Annotated in this window: 16 protein-coding genes; 8 read left to right on the top strand and 8 right to left on the bottom strand. The window is 61.2% G+C overall.

What is annotated here, in order from left to right; all coding sequences use genetic code 11:
• Positions 1–127, top strand: a 127-nt coding sequence (locus FSY45_RS18885; RefSeq protein WP_134737337.1) for an aldehyde dehydrogenase family protein, incomplete at its 5' end; no start/stop codon positions are given.
• A gap of 69 nt (positions 128–196) precedes the next feature.
• Here the strand turns inward: FSY45_RS18885 and FSY45_RS18880 are convergent.
• Positions 197–409, bottom strand: coding sequence for a hypothetical protein (locus tag FSY45_RS18880; protein ID WP_003066698.1), 213 nt, complete (start codon positions 407–409; stop codon positions 197–199).
• A 238-nt stretch (positions 410–647) separates the two neighbouring features.
• Between FSY45_RS18880 and FSY45_RS18875 the strand changes: the two genes are divergently transcribed.
• Together FSY45_RS18875 and cutA are read left to right on the top strand one after the other, a co-directional pair.
• Positions 648–1,652, top strand: a complete 1,005-nt coding sequence (locus FSY45_RS18875; protein ID WP_046462217.1) for a 2-dehydropantoate 2-reductase — start codon at positions 648–650, stop codon at positions 1,650–1,652.
• Positions 1,653–1,694: 42 nt separating this feature from the next.
• On the top strand, positions 1,695–2,069 hold the full coding sequence (gene cutA, locus FSY45_RS18870) for a divalent-cation tolerance protein CutA (RefSeq protein WP_003066702.1): 375 nt from the start codon (positions 1,695–1,697) through the stop codon (positions 2,067–2,069).
• 107 nt (positions 2,070–2,176) lie between these two features.
• Here the strand turns inward: cutA and ftsY are convergent, their stop codons facing one another.
• Positions 2,177–3,334: a signal recognition particle-docking protein FtsY gene (gene ftsY, locus FSY45_RS18865; protein WP_046462218.1), complete on the bottom strand. Its 1,158-nt coding sequence runs from the start codon at positions 3,332–3,334 to the stop codon at positions 2,177–2,179.
• A 64-nt stretch (positions 3,335–3,398) separates the two neighbouring features.
• Between ftsY and FSY45_RS18860 the strand changes: the two genes are divergently transcribed.
• The 4 genes from FSY45_RS18860 (at position 3,399) to coaD (ending at position 7,564) form a co-directional block, all read left to right on the top strand.
• Positions 3,399–4,832 (top strand): pitrilysin family protein, encoded by a 1,434-nt coding sequence (locus FSY45_RS18860; protein ID WP_034362354.1) that lies wholly within the window; start codon positions 3,399–3,401, stop codon positions 4,830–4,832.
• 17 nt (positions 4,833–4,849) lie between these two features.
• Complete coding sequence (locus tag FSY45_RS18855; protein ID WP_046462219.1) at positions 4,850–6,202, top strand: pitrilysin family protein; 1,353 nt, start codon at positions 4,850–4,852, stop codon at positions 6,200–6,202.
• Positions 6,199–6,909 carry a 16S rRNA (guanine(966)-N(2))-methyltransferase RsmD gene (gene rsmD / locus FSY45_RS18850; RefSeq protein ID WP_046462220.1) on the top strand — a complete coding sequence of 237 codons (711 nt, stop codon included), beginning with the start codon at positions 6,199–6,201 and terminating at the stop codon, positions 6,907–6,909. The genes FSY45_RS18855 and rsmD overlap by 4 nt, the downstream gene beginning before the upstream one ends.
• A gap of 160 nt (positions 6,910–7,069) precedes the next feature.
• Positions 7,070–7,564 (top strand): pantetheine-phosphate adenylyltransferase, encoded by a 495-nt coding sequence (gene coaD / locus FSY45_RS18845; RefSeq protein WP_003066712.1) that lies wholly within the window; start codon positions 7,070–7,072, stop codon positions 7,562–7,564.
• 4 nt (positions 7,565–7,568) lie between these two features.
• On the opposite strand, the gene FSY45_RS18840 is transcribed toward coaD, so the two are convergent.
• The 5 genes from FSY45_RS18840 to FSY45_RS18820 form a co-directional block, all read right to left on the bottom strand.
• Complete coding sequence (locus FSY45_RS18840) at positions 7,569–8,624, bottom strand: putative zinc-binding metallopeptidase (RefSeq protein ID WP_003066714.1); 1,056 nt, start codon at positions 8,622–8,624, stop codon at positions 7,569–7,571.
• 120 nt (positions 8,625–8,744) lie between these two features.
• Entirely contained in the window at positions 8,745–9,065 is a 321-nt protein-coding gene (locus FSY45_RS18835) for a BON domain-containing protein (RefSeq protein ID WP_003066716.1), read from the bottom strand.
• 69 nt (positions 9,066–9,134) lie between these two features.
• Positions 9,135–9,677, bottom strand: a complete 543-nt coding sequence (locus FSY45_RS18830; protein ID WP_003066718.1) for a YtxH domain-containing protein — start codon at positions 9,675–9,677, stop codon at positions 9,135–9,137.
• A gap of 161 nt (positions 9,678–9,838) precedes the next feature.
• On the bottom strand, positions 9,839–10,000 hold the full coding sequence (locus FSY45_RS18825) for a DUF1328 domain-containing protein (protein WP_003051882.1): 162 nt from the start codon (positions 9,998–10,000) through the stop codon (positions 9,839–9,841).
• A gap of 158 nt (positions 10,001–10,158) precedes the next feature.
• Positions 10,159–11,508, bottom strand: coding sequence for a CHASE3 domain-containing protein (locus FSY45_RS18820; protein ID WP_003066721.1), 1,350 nt, complete (start codon positions 11,506–11,508; stop codon positions 10,159–10,161).
• A 133-nt stretch (positions 11,509–11,641) separates the two neighbouring features.
• Here FSY45_RS18820 and FSY45_RS18815 point away from each other — a divergent pair, with 133 nt between their 5' ends.
• A complete protein-coding gene (locus FSY45_RS18815; protein WP_148748164.1) occupies positions 11,642–12,274 on the top strand; it encodes a response regulator transcription factor in 633 nt (210 codons plus the stop codon).
• Positions 12,275–12,331: 57 nt separating this feature from the next.
• On the opposite strand, the gene FSY45_RS18810 is transcribed toward FSY45_RS18815, so the two are convergent.
• Positions 12,332–12,712 (bottom strand): response regulator, encoded by a 381-nt coding sequence (locus tag FSY45_RS18810; protein WP_003066723.1) that lies wholly within the window; start codon positions 12,710–12,712, stop codon positions 12,332–12,334.
• Between the last annotated feature and the right edge of the window lie 48 nt (positions 12,713–12,760).

The raw sequence follows: 12,760 nt of genomic DNA, 5'->3' as shown, positions 1-12,760 counted from the left end.
CACGGCGGGCGTGGACTACCACGTGCCGTTTGGCGGTCGCAAGGGCTCAAGCTACGGCCCGCGCGAGCAGGGCCGCTATGCCCAGGAGTTCTACACCACGGTGAAGACGGCCTATACGCTGGCGTGAGCGAGATCGTTGATTGTTGCTTCTCTTTTGCCGGGCCTTGGGCCCGGCTTTTTCATGGCGCGGTGGCGATCAGCCCAGCAGCGCTGCCCTGATGGTCTTGACACCGTCGGCGTTGTCCCAGACCCCTTCTTCCAGCGCGTCGTGAATGGTCTTGTCCAGCGCGGCAGCCAGCTGCTCGCGTGTCTGGGCAGCCTGGGGGCTGGCGTCCAGCACGATGCGCAAGGCAGTGGCCAGTGCCGTGATCTGGGCTGTGAGATTGACGACGGTGGTGTTGGAGCTCATGAGTCGGTCCTTGAAAATGCGATGAACAGGGCAGCTGGCATGGCGCGCAGTGCGGGGTGTCCAGCTGTCAACGGCCTTCAGTGTCGCGCGGGTCGATACTGCTGTTAACGTATCAACAATGAGCAGCGGCCGCGAAGATCTCGCCTGGTTTCAAGGGTGGATAGTCTTCAGATGCTTTACGGTAAAGCACCGGCAGCTACTGTTTTTGAGAGTTCTATAAGACAGGAGAGACAAGAGCATGAGTCTGAAGAGAGTCTGTATCTATGGTGCCGGAGCCATTGGCGGCTGGCTGGGTGTGGCGCTGGCCAAGGCCGGCTGCGAGCTGAGCGCCGTGGCGCGGGGCCAGACGCTGGCTGCGCTGCAGCACAACGGCCTGACGCTGGTGCATGGCGAGGAGCGTGAGACCGTGGCCGTCAATGCGCAGCAGGACCCGGCCGCTCTGGGCGTGCAGGATGTGGTGGTGATTGCCGTCAAGGCGCCGTCCATGCCCGATGTGGCGCGTGCCGTCGCACCGCTGATCGGCCCGCAGACCCTGGTGCTGACCGCCATGAACGGTGTGCCCTGGTGGTTTCTGGCCGGTGGCGTGGATGCCAGCCTGCGCGGCCTGCAGCTCAGGACAGTGGATCCGCAGGGCGAGATTGCGCGCGCCATTCCCACCGAGCAGGTGCTCGGGTCGGTGGTGCATGCCAGCTGCTCCCTTGACGCTCCCGGCGTGGTGCGCCGGCATTTCGGCAACAGCCTCATCGTCGGCGAGCCCACGGCCCAGTCCGGCGATGCGCCCACGCCGCGCCTGCTGGCGCTGGCCGAGCTGCTGCGTGCGGGTGGTCTCGAGGTCAGGCTCAGCGACAACATCCAGCGCGACGCCTGGTACAAGCTCTGGGGCAATATGACCATGAACCCCGTCAGTGCGATCACGGGCGCGGCCACGGACAGGATTCTGGGCGATGAGCTGGTGCGCAACTTCATCACGGCCGTGATGCTGGAAGCCCGCGAAATCGGCGCGCGCATCGGCCTGCCGATTGCCGACAGTCCGCAGGACCGCCATCAGGTCACGCTCAAGCTGGGCGGCTTCAAGACCTCCATGCTCCAGGATGTGGAAGCCGGCAAGCCGGTGGAGCTGGATGCCCTGGTGGGCGCTGTGCGCGAGATGGGCGCCATGTGTGGCATGAGCACGCCGTTCACCGATGCGCTGCTGGGACTGGCGCGGCTGCGCGCGCAGCAGCTGGGTCTGTATCCGGTGTAAGGCGGTGGCGGGCAGGGCGCTCTTGGGCCTAGACTAGATGGCATGAGCACCACATCTACCCAGACCGCCACTCTCAAGTCCGCTCCTGCGCAGGACAGCCATTGGGCCACGCTGTGCGTGGTGACGACGACCGTTGGGCATTCGGCCGAGGCCGAGGACATGGCGCGGGCGCTGGTCTCGGCCAAGGCTGCGGCCTGCGTGCAGACCGAGCGCATCACCTCGTATTACGAGTGGGACGGAGTGCTGCAGACCGCTCCCGAATGGCGGCTGATCTGCAAGACCCTGCCCGAGGCCCTGCCGCGGCTGACGCAGCTGCTGCGCAGCCATCACAGCTATGAAGTGCCCCAGATCACCATGCGCACCGAGCGCTGCCTCAACGACTATGCCAAATGGCTCAAGCAGCAGGTGCAGCTCTGAAGCCTGAATAAAAAAGGAGCGCCTTGCGCGCTCCTTCATTAGGTTTCAGTACTTAATCTATCTGAAAATTTGATAGATAAAGCGCTGGTTGCTATGGTTTTTGTGATTCAGGACAGCAGGGCCTGGGCGAACTCGCGTGCGCTGAAGGTTTCCAGATCCTCGATCTTCTCGCCCACGCCGATGAAGTAGACGGGCACGGGACGCTCCTGCGCAATCGCGGCCAGCACGCCGCCCTTGGCCGTACCGTCGAGCTTGGTGACGATCAGGCCCGTGAGTTGCAGCGCGTCATCGAAGGCGCGCACCTGGGTCAGCGCGTTCTGGCCGGTGTTGCCGTCAATCACCAGCAGCACCTCGTGCGGCGCCGTGCCGTCGGCCTTGCTCACCACGCGCTTGATCTTCTTGAGCTCTTCCATCAGATGCAGCTGCGTGGGCAGGCGTCCGGCCGTATCGACCAGCACCACATCCTTTTTGCGTGCCTTGCCGGCTGAAACAGCATCGAAGCTCACGGCGGCGGGGTCGCCACCGTCCTGGCTGATGATCTCCACGGTGTTGCGATTGGCCCAGACGCCCAGCTGCTCGCGCGCGGCGGCGCGGAAGGTGTCGGCGGCGGCCAGCAGCACGGACTGCTCGCCGTCGGCCAGATGCTTGGTCAGCTTGCCGATGGAGGTGGTCTTGCCCGCACCGTTGACGCCGGCAACCATGATGACGGTCGGTGTGTGCTCGCCGATGGTCAGCGGCTTTTCCAGGGGCCTCAGCAAATCGGTCAGTGCATCGGCCAGCAGCGCCTTGACGGCGGCGGGCTCGGTGGTCTTGGTTTCCTTGACGCGGCGCTTCAGGTCTTCGAGCAGATGCTGGGTGGCCTTGACGCCGGTGTCGGCCATCAGCAGCGCGTCCTCCAGCTCTTCATAGAGCCGGTCGTCGATCTGCGTGCCGGTAAAGACGGTGGCGATGCTGGAGCCGGTCTTGCGCAGACCGGCTTTCAGCCGTTCCATCCAGTTTTGACGGGAATTTGGGGCTTGCGGCTTTGCGGTAGGCTCGGGGGCTGCTACAAAATCCTGAGTGGCAGGCTGATCTTCGCCGGCCTTGGCCGTCGCGCCGCCACCAAAGGGCTTGCGCCACCAGGAGCTGTTGCCGTTTTCGGCAGGCGTATCCTGTGGAGCTGGCCCGGTTTGCGGGGCAGGAGCGGGCGCCGCGGCTGCCTCGGCAGCGGGCGTGGTGTTCACTGCATCGGGTGAACTGGGCTTTTTCTTGAAAAAACTGAACATTGGCGGGTTTTTAGAATCGCATCATTCTATGAAACATGTACGCGCACTCCCTGTACTGGGCTTAATGGCCTGTTTGAGCGCTGGGGCAGCCTTGGCTGCGCCGGGCGCATCGTCGCAACCTGTGCCTGCTGCCGCCACGGCGGCCGCGCCGCAAGTGCAGCAGTTCACACTGAAGAACGGCATGCAGCTGATCGTGCAGCCCGACCGGCGCGCGCCCACGGCCGTGCACATGGTCTGGGTACGCGTAGGCTCCATGGACGAGGTCGACGGCACCACGGGCGTGGCCCATGCGCTGGAGCACATGATGTTCAAGGGCTCCAAAAGCGTCAAGCCCGGAGACTTCTCGCGTCGCGTGGCGGCGCTGGGCGGCCAGGAAAACGCATTCACCTGGCGTGACTACACGGGGTACTACCAGCAGATTCCGTCCAGCCGTCTGGAAGACGTGATGAAGCTGGAATCCGACCGTTTTGCCAACAACCAGTGGCCGGACTCCGAATTCAAGAAGGAAATCGAGGTCATCAAGGAAGAGCGCCGCATGCGCACCGACGACCAGCCGCGCGCCATGCTGATGGAGCAGCTGATGGCGGCTACCTTCATGGCCTCGCCCTATCGTCGCCCCGTGGTGGGCTGGATGAGCGACCTGAACTCCATGACGCCCGGCGATGTGCGCGATTTCCACAAGCGCTGGTATGTGCCTGCCAACGCCGCCGTGGTCGTGGTGGGGGACGTGAACGTCAACCAGGTGCGTGCCTGGGCCGAGAAGTATTACGGCAGCATTCCCGCGCGAGCCCTGCCGCAGCGCAAGCCGCAGACCGAACCCAGGCAGATCGGCGTGCGTCGCATCGAGGTCAAGCAGCCTGCCGAGCAGGCCTTTATCGCCATGGCCTATCGCACCCCCACCCTGAAGAGCGTGGACAAGCTGCAGGCCGAGGATAAGGACGCGCTGGCGCTGCTGGTGCTGTCCGCCGTGCTGGACGGTTATGACGGTGCTCGCCTGGAGCGCGCCCTGGTGCAGGGCGAAGGCCAGGCCAACGGCCGTGTGGCCGATAGCGCCGGCAGCTCGGCCAACATCATGGGGCGCGGGCCCAGCCTGTTCATGCTGACCGGCGTTCCGGCCCAGGGCAAGACCGTGGCCGATGTGGAGGCTGCGCTGCGTGCGCAGATCAAGAAGGTGGCTGATGAGGGCGTGCAGGCCGATGAACTGGAGCGCGTCAAGACGCAGTGGATGGCCTCCAACGTCTATGAGCGTGATTCCGTCATGGGCCAGGCCCAGAACCTGGGCAATTACTGGATTCAGAACATGCCGCTGGATGCCGAGGACAAGCTGCTGGCCGAACTGCGCAAAGTCACCTCTGACGATGTGAAGGCCGTGGCCGCCAAATATTTTGGCGACGACCAGCTCACTGTCGGCACCCTGGTGCCTCAGCCTCTGCCGGCGGGTAGCAAGCCCCAGCGTCCCATGTCGGGCAAGGCGGATGCAGATAAATCCATGCACTGAGCGCAGCGGAGAAACCTATGAAAACTATGAAAAAGATAGCTGCTAGCGCTTTCGTGGTAAGCGCTGGAATGGGTTTTTTATCCCAATCTGCCTGGGCCTTGCTGCCGATAGAGCATTGGACCCAACCCAGTGGCGCCCAGGTCTGGCTGGTGCAAAGTCCCGGAATTCCCATGGTGGATGTGCAGGTGGACTTCGACGCCGGCAGCCGCCGTGATCCCGAGGACAAGGTAGGCCTGGCGACAGCCGTGGCCATGATGTCCTCCAAGGGCATCAAGGCGGCAGGCGATGCGCCTGCGCTGGATGAAAATGGCCTGGGTCAGGCCTGGGCCGACCTGGGCGCCAGTTTTGGCGCCAGTGCGGGGCGTGACAGCTTCAGCTACGGCCTGCGCACTCTGACCGAGCCCAATCTGCAGCAAAAGGCCGTGGCCCTGGCGGCACGCCAGATTGCCTCGCCAAGCTGGCCGGAAGCCGTGTGGCAGCGTGACCGCGAGCGCTGGAGCGCGTCCATCAAGGAAGCCGATACGCGTCCCGGCACCGTGGCCTCCAAGGCCTTCCGCAAGGCCGTGTTCGGCAACTCGCCCTATGGCTATCAGACCACGGTCGACAGCCTGGGCCGGATCGATGTTTCGGCCATGCAGGACTTTCACCGCAAGCTGATTGCCGCCTGCCGCGCCAAGGTCAGCGTGGTGGGCGCGGTCAATCGCCAGCAGGCCGATGCCATGGTCAAGCAGTTGCTGGGGCCGCTGCAGGCTACCAATGGCAACGACTGCCCGCCGCTGCCTGCCGTGGCCAAGGTGCAGGACCTGCAGCAAGCCAAGGTCGAGAACATTCCGTTCGAGTCGGCACAAGCCCAGGTGCTGATCGGCCAGCCCGGCATTGCGCGCAACAACCCCGATTTTCTCGCCGTGATGGTGGGCAACCATATTCTGGGCGGCGGCGGCTTCACCTCGCGGCTGATGGAAGAGGTGCGTGAAAAGCGGGGCCTGACCTATGGCGTCTCCAGCGACTTCTCGCCGGGCCTGGATCGTGGCGCCTTCATCATAGGCCTGCAGACCCGGCCCGATCAGGCGGCCGAGGCGCTCAAGGTCTCGCAGGACGTGTTGCGCAAATTCATAGCCGAAGGTCCTAGCGACAAGGAACTCAAGGCGGCCAAGGACAATCTGATAGGCGGCTTCGCCCTGCGCATAGACAGCAACCGCAAGCTGCTGGGCAATGTGGCAAATATTGCCTGGAATGGCCTGCCGCTCGATTATCTGGAGCACTGGACCGATCGCGTTCAGGCTCTGACCACCAAGGACGTGAAGGAGGCGATGCAGCGCATGGTCCAGCCCGAGCGCATGGTCACCATCACTCTCGGAGCCAAGCCATGAGCCGCAGCGCCATCAAGCTACACACCCCGGCAGGCCGCAAGGCGCTGGACAAGATGATTCATGAGTCCGAGCGCAAGGCGCAGGAGCTGGCGGCCAGCCGTCCGGCCCGCCCCGGAGCCAAGGCTGCCCAGCCCGCTGCAGCCAAGCCGGCGGCCACGGGGGCCGGTGAAATCCGCATCATCGGCGGGCAATGGCGCCGCACGCGCCTGGTCGTGGCGCAAAAGCCCGGCTTACGGCCCACGCCCGATCGCGTGCGCGAGACCCTGTTCAACTGGCTGGGTCAGGACTTGAGCAACTGGAAATGCGTCGATGCCTTCTCGGGCACCGGGGCACTGGGTTTCGAAGCCGCATCGCGCGGCGCGACCAGCGTCATCATGAACGAGCAGGATGCCGCCCTGGTGCAGCAGCTGCAGCGTCTGCAGCAAAAGCTCGATGCCAGGATGGTCAAGGTGCAGCGCGGCGATGCGCTGAGCTGCCTGAAGACCGTGGCGGGGCAGGATCTGATTTTGCTGGACCCGCCATTCGGTCAGACCGAGCTGTTCGAGCCCGCGCTCAAGGCCGCCACGGCGGCCTTGAACGACGGCGGCTTCATTTACCTGGAAGCTCCCGAAGCCTGGGCCGAGGACCGCCTGCTGGAAATGGGACTGGAGCTGCATCGCTATCTGAAGGCCGGCGCCGTCCATGCGCATCTGCTGAAGAAGCAGTAGACCTTTGCTATTGAACCGGGAGCTGCAGGCGCTTTGATCAGATGCGTCAGCAGCTCTTTTTTGTATGGGGCAGCGCTGTGCAGGCCTGAATGCATAATCTCTTTACGCTGCACTGCAGCAGCCCTCACCCTCATCAAGACCCGCAGGAGAGAGATAAGCCATGAGCCAGGACCTGATTGCTGTTTACCCCGGAACCTTTGACCCGATCACCCTGGGGCATGAAGATGTGGTGCGCCGGGCTGCACAGCTGTTTGGCAAGGTCATCGTGGCCGTGGCGGCAGGCCATCACAAAAAGACGCTGTTTTCGCTGGAGGAGCGCATTGCCATGGTGCGCGAGTCCTGTGCCAATTATCCTCAGGTGGAGGTGGAGAGCTTTGACGGACTGCTCGCGCATTTTGTGCTCGCGCGCGGCGCCAAGGCCATGGTGCGCGGCCTGCGTGCGGTGACGGACTTCGACTATGAGTTCCAGCTTGCCGGCATGAACCGCACGCTGATGCCCGAGGTGGAAACCGTGTTCCTCACGCCCAGCGATCGCTATCAGTTCATCAGCTCCACCTTTGTGCGCGAGATTGCCACGCTCAATGGCGATGTGGACAAGTTTGTCTCCAAGGGCGTGCATGAGCGCCTGATGCTCAAGGTCGGCCGCAAGGCCTGAGCTTTCAGCCTCCCTGGCTAGTCGCCCTGCTGCGATAGCTGCTGATGGTTTCGTGGACAAAGCGCAGCTTGTCCCAGGCCGGCCCGGAAATGGCAAACGGATAGGCATCGCCATGGCCGAGGCTGCGATTCAGGCTGTTGTGCAGCAGGGTCAGCGGCACCCACTGGGATTGCATCACCGAAAAATCGGGTGGCACCGGCCCCAGCGGGTTTTGAATGAGTTGCTGGCCCGTGCTGGGTATGTCCGGCACGGTAATGCAGGTGCCGTAGCTGGCAGCGGTCTCCAGCAAGTCCACCATGTGCAGATAGTGAGCCCAGGTTTCGGCCCAGTCCTCCCAGGGGTGTGAGGTGGCATAGGCGCTGATGAACTGACCGCGCCAGCTGTTGTCCAGAGGGTCCTTGCCATAATGGCGCTGCAGGGCCTGGGCATAGTCCTGATTCTCATAGCCAAACAATGCCCTGAAGCGCTCCAGATGCTCGCTGTTGGCTATCAGCTGATCCCAGTAGAAATGTCCCGATTCGTGACGCAGATGTCCTATCAGCGTGCGATAGGGTTCGTGCAAGACCTGGCGGCGTTTGGCACGTTCGTCGTCGTCTGCCTCGACCACGTTGAGCGTGATCATGCCGCTGGCATGGCCGGTCATGACGGGATTCTGGCCGGGCAGGTCTGCGAGCAGGGAAAAGCGCGGCTCGGCCACGCGGTGTCCATGAGGGTCCAGCAGGCCCAGCCTGGCCAGGGTGTAGAACAGCCTGCGCTTGGCGACCTCGATCTTGGCCCAGCGCAGTTCATTGGCGGGATCGCTGCCGTCCGGCAGCCATTCGGTCTGTCGGCAGGAAACGCACAGCGGCTGCGGGTCTGAGGCCTCGATCGCAAAATTGCACAGGCTGATGTTGTGTCGGTGGGCGCAGGCGCGGTAGCGTACGTCGGGGCCCCCGGCCGGGGGCAGAATGCCGACGCGCAACTGGTCGGGCAGAAAGGCCTGGCTTGCTCCGCAATGCACGCATTGCAGGCTTTCAAAATAGATCAGGTGGCCGCAGGCCTCGCAGTTGAAAACTTGCATGCGGACACTTTAATGGCGAACTCGGCTGCCAGGGTGTAGGAAAAAACAAAGCCAGCTCGAAAGCTGGCTTTGGGCAGGAAGCGCAGCCCTCAGACAGTGGCTGGCTTCAGGTGCGCATCGTCAAGGCCTGACCACGATGCTGTTGCGCACTTCACGCACATGCTTGGTCGTGCGGGCAATTTCGCCGGCACGGGCCTTTTCTGCTTCGGATTTGGCAAAGCCCGACAGCTGCACGGTGCCGTTCATGGTTTCCACGCTGATGGCGGTTGCAGAGACATTCTTGTCTTCGGCCATCTTGGCCTTCACCGCAGTGGTGATGCCGGCGTCGTCCACATAGGAGCCCACAGTCTGCTGGTCACGAGCCACCGAGCAGGCCGTGGTTGCCAGCACGGTCGTTGCGGCGACCAGACTGAAAGCCAAAGCGCGAGTCAGATTCTTCATATGGTTCTCCCTTGGTTTTGAAAAGGCGCAAAGAACGCTTGCGAAAAACGGCTCAGAGTGAATTCCTGCTCACTTCCTGCGCGAGCGGCCCAGAAAGAAGGCCGTTGCCAGAGCTGCCCCGGTCGCCGCGGCGATCAGCACGGAGCGCCCAGGTTGTTCGGACACATACTTGGTGGTCGCATCCGCTGCGGTGTTGAACTGACGGCGTGCGCGGTGCGAGCTGTCGGCCCAGAAGTTGATACTGCGCTCGGCCAGATCCTGAGCGCGGTTGGCAAGGTTGTCGATCAGCGGGTTTTCGCTGTCGTCGATATTGCGCATATGACGCCCCGTGGAGTCGATGGCCTCGGAGGCTGTGCGCCGTGCGCGGCGTGCGGCGTCATGAACCTTGTCGGCGACGTCCTCTGCCACGTCCTGAGCCTCATTCACCATTTTCTGGGCGGCCTGCTTGCCGGAGTCCACTGCATCTTCAGCGGCATCGGCTACCTTGTGGGCCACATTCTGGGCGGATTGGGCGGCATGCTTTGCCGAGTCCTTGGCATCGGCTGCCAGCTCCTTGGCAGCGTCCTTGAGATCTTCAACCGTGTCCTTGGCGTCTTTTACGGCTTGGCTCATTGTTTGGAACTCCCTGAAATCTAGAAATTATCGTGACAGCGTGAAGTAACGCCAGTCTTCGTAACCCGGCCTCTCGGAGGCAGAAGCTGAGAGCGATCATGGCGAATACTGGTGGTTTGTGCAATGTGCAGGAACAAAGTTCTACACATTTGGCGCCAGTGCTATTTCTTCACGAGGCCCATCAGGAAGGTGATGACGGCCATGACCAGAAACACGAAAAACAGAATCTTGGCGATACCTACGGCGCTGGCCGCGATGCCGCCGAAGCCGAACACTGCAGCGATCAAGGCAATCACCAGAAAGACAATGGCGTAGTGCAACATGGTTTTCTCCTATCGAATGCAGGCCGACAGGCATTGCCGTGCGGCCATGTATTGAATGTAGAGAACTGAGCAGCCCAAGCTTGACGGTGAGCTTCTGTCACCAGGGTCGGGGTATTTAGGGACAGTCATGTAGGACTGCGTTGACATGTGCGCCCAGTTCAGGTGCTTGCCATTGTCAAAGGAATGACTGCCGAGATCGTGGTTCCCTTGCCGAGCTGGGATGCCACGGTAAGCCTGCCGCCGACAGCTTCAACACGGTGTTTCATGCCTGCCAGTCCATGGGAGTTGGGGCGCATGCTGGCCGTCTCGAAGCCTTGGCCATCGTCCTGGATCTGCACGGCCACATAGGTGGGATAGTTGTGCACCGTGACGATGACATGGCTGGCCCTGGCGTATTTCCCGATGTTGGTGAGCGACTCCTGTACGACGCGATAGACCGTCAGCTGCGTGGATTCAGGCAGGTCCACTTGCTCCAGGCTGCATTCCACCTCGATGTTGCTGCGTTCACCGAATTCCCGGGTCAGGATTTCCAGCGCGGTGGTCAGGCCCAGGTTGGAGAGAGAAGAGGGTCGGAGGTCTTCAATGATGCGGCGTTTGAGTGCAATCCCGCTGTTGAGCGTCTCGATCAGATGGGTGATGCGTTCGGAGACGTCGGGTGTCGAGGTGTCGATCTTGGACTTGAGGCGCGCAACGTCCAGTTTCGCGGCGGTCAGCAGCGAGCCCAGTTCATCGTGCAACTCGCGTGCCAAGTGCGCTCGCTCATCCTCGCGTACCTGCTGCAAATGGGTTGCCAGCTCGGTGAGGGCCGCTGTGCGGTCGCGAACGACTTCCTCCAGACGATTGCGTTCATCGCGCTGAATCTCCTGCTCGCGCTGATGTGAGTGCTGCAACGCATTGGCCTGTCGCAGATACATGAAGAAGCCCAGAATCCCCAGAGCGGTCACTGTCGCAATTCCCAGGCGTGACAGACCCAGCGTTTGTTCGATATCCGCGAGATTGGACTTGACGCGCTGATCGATGCTGTCCATCAGGGTCTTGATATGGCCCCGTATGGCATCCATGTTTTCCATGCCTACGTCGGTAAACATCACAAAGCGCCACGCTTCATCGTTGCCCTGGCGATAAAGGCGCAGGCTCAGCTCCATTTCGCTGGTCTTGCGCTCGACCTGGCGCGCCAGCGGAGTAAAGGTTGCCAGCTCCTTGGGGTCCATGATGAAGATGCCGCGCAGGTCATCCATGCTGCTGCTGATAGCGGCGGAGGCAGAGTTATAGGGCTCGAGATAGCGCTCCTCTCCTGTCAGCAGGTAGCCGCGCAGGCCGGTTTCCGCATCCAGCATTTGCTGCATCAGCAAATTGAGCTTGGCTCTGGTGGCTTGCGTCTTGGTGAGAGTGTCCAGAGCCTGCAACGAGCGCTTATAGCCTGCTTCATTAATGCTTACCATTAAGACTGCCGCAATGACTGCGATCGTCAGGCTGACTGCAATTTTGCGGATATTGGTCCAACGCATCTACATCCTCTCACCTACAAGGCAATTACCTGATATTCTGCATAACCGTAGCGTCAACGACTGACATCATAGTGCGGGTCTTAAAATGTGATGCGCCCTGGAGATGAGCGCAGTTTCATGAAAAGAGGTGTTCATGATAAAAGTAGGCATAGTGGATGACCATGCGATTGTTCGCTCGGGATTACGCCAATTCCTGTCGGAACATGTAGATCTGAGGGTCGTGGGAGAAGCGGGCAATGGGCGGGAGGCCATTGACCTGGTTCGGGAGCATGAAATTGACGTGCTGCTGATGGACTTGTCCATGCCAAGACAAAGCGGCATAGATGCCTTGGCAATGCTCAGAGCCAAAGCACCTGATATGGGCATCCTGATACTTAGTGGATACCCTGAGGAGCATTACGCAATCAACTTGATTCGTCAGGGGGCCAGCGGATATCTCAACAAGGAGTGCGATCCCCAGGATATTGCAGAGGCCATCCGCACCGTGGCTCTGGGAAGGCGTTACCTGACGCCGGCGGTGGCCGATCTCCTGGCCCAGCAACTCAACCGCAAGGATGATGTTCCGGCACACGAGCAATTGTCGGAGCGTGAGTTTCAGGTATTCCTGAAGCTTGCGCGCGGCGAGACTGCCGGAGACATTGCCAAATCGCTCTCGTTGAGCGTGAAAACAGTGAGTACTTACCGGACAAGGCTCATGGAAAAAATGGGCCTTTCCTCAAATAGCGATCTGACATACTATGCGTTGAAAAATCGATTGATCGATTAATGGAGACTCAAATAAAAAAGGCTTGAATATTCAAGCCTTTTTTATTTTGCGTTATTTTCAAGATTTACTGGTATTTAAATCAATACAGAAATCGATAAGCGCATCGATTTCGTTGGATTTGTCAAATACGGCATCTGCGCTGAGTTCAAGGCAGCGCTGTCGTATATCGGCGGTCGCGTAATTGCTCAGCACGAGCAGCTTTTTCTGCGGTGGTCGATGTTGAAGGCTTGTGACGATGCCGAGACCGCTGCCCTCGCGCAAGAACAGGTCCACGATGACCAGATCCCAGGCGTCAGGGTTGTGGCTGAGCCAGCGTACGGCATCGGCTTCGGTCTCTGCCACCCCCACAGCTTCCACATCGGCAAGCTCCGCCATCGTCGCAATCAGGTTGTCGCGAATCGTGGGATTGTCTTCAACAAAAAAGGTACGCAGTTTCACGACGGTAGCAAGCTGATGAGGTGGACGCCAAGGATCAAGCGGCGAGAG

Origin of the sequence: Comamonas sp. Z1 (genome assembly GCF_008121555.1) — a bacterium.
Taxonomy (GTDB): Bacteria; Pseudomonadota; Gammaproteobacteria; order Burkholderiales; family Burkholderiaceae_C; genus Comamonas; species Comamonas thiooxydans.
The sequence above is the reverse complement of the archived record's forward strand: the minus strand, read 5'-3'. Positions and strand labels throughout refer to the sequence as shown.

Coding starts and splice junctions, on each gene's coding strand:
- FSY45_RS18880 (WP_003066698.1), bottom strand. CDS start 409: ATGAGCTCCAACACCACCGTCGTCAATCTCACAGCCCAGATCACGGCA.
- FSY45_RS18875 (WP_046462217.1), top strand. CDS start 648: ATGAGTCTGAAGAGAGTCTGTATCTATGGTGCCGGAGCCATTGGCGGC.
- cutA (WP_003066702.1), top strand. CDS start 1,695: ATGAGCACCACATCTACCCAGACCGCCACTCTCAAGTCCGCTCCTGCG.
- ftsY (WP_046462218.1), bottom strand. CDS start 3,334: ATGTTCAGTTTTTTCAAGAAAAAGCCCAGTTCACCCGATGCAGTGAAC.
- FSY45_RS18860 (WP_034362354.1), top strand. CDS start 3,399: ATGGCCTGTTTGAGCGCTGGGGCAGCCTTGGCTGCGCCGGGCGCATCG.
- FSY45_RS18855 (WP_046462219.1), top strand. CDS start 4,850: ATGAAAACTATGAAAAAGATAGCTGCTAGCGCTTTCGTGGTAAGCGCT.
- rsmD (WP_046462220.1), top strand. CDS start 6,199: ATGAGCCGCAGCGCCATCAAGCTACACACCCCGGCAGGCCGCAAGGCG.
- coaD (WP_003066712.1), top strand. CDS start 7,070: ATGAGCCAGGACCTGATTGCTGTTTACCCCGGAACCTTTGACCCGATC.
- FSY45_RS18840 (WP_003066714.1), bottom strand. CDS start 8,624: ATGCAAGTTTTCAACTGCGAGGCCTGCGGCCACCTGATCTATTTTGAA.
- FSY45_RS18835 (WP_003066716.1), bottom strand. CDS start 9,065: ATGAAGAATCTGACTCGCGCTTTGGCTTTCAGTCTGGTCGCCGCAACG.
- FSY45_RS18830 (WP_003066718.1), bottom strand. CDS start 9,677: ATGAGCCAAGCCGTAAAAGACGCCAAGGACACGGTTGAAGATCTCAAG.
- FSY45_RS18825 (WP_003051882.1), bottom strand. CDS start 10,000: ATGTTGCACTACGCCATTGTCTTTCTGGTGATTGCCTTGATCGCTGCA.
- FSY45_RS18820 (WP_003066721.1), bottom strand. CDS start 11,508: ATGCGTTGGACCAATATCCGCAAAATTGCAGTCAGCCTGACGATCGCA.
- FSY45_RS18815 (WP_148748164.1), top strand. CDS start 11,642: ATGATAAAAGTAGGCATAGTGGATGACCATGCGATTGTTCGCTCGGGA.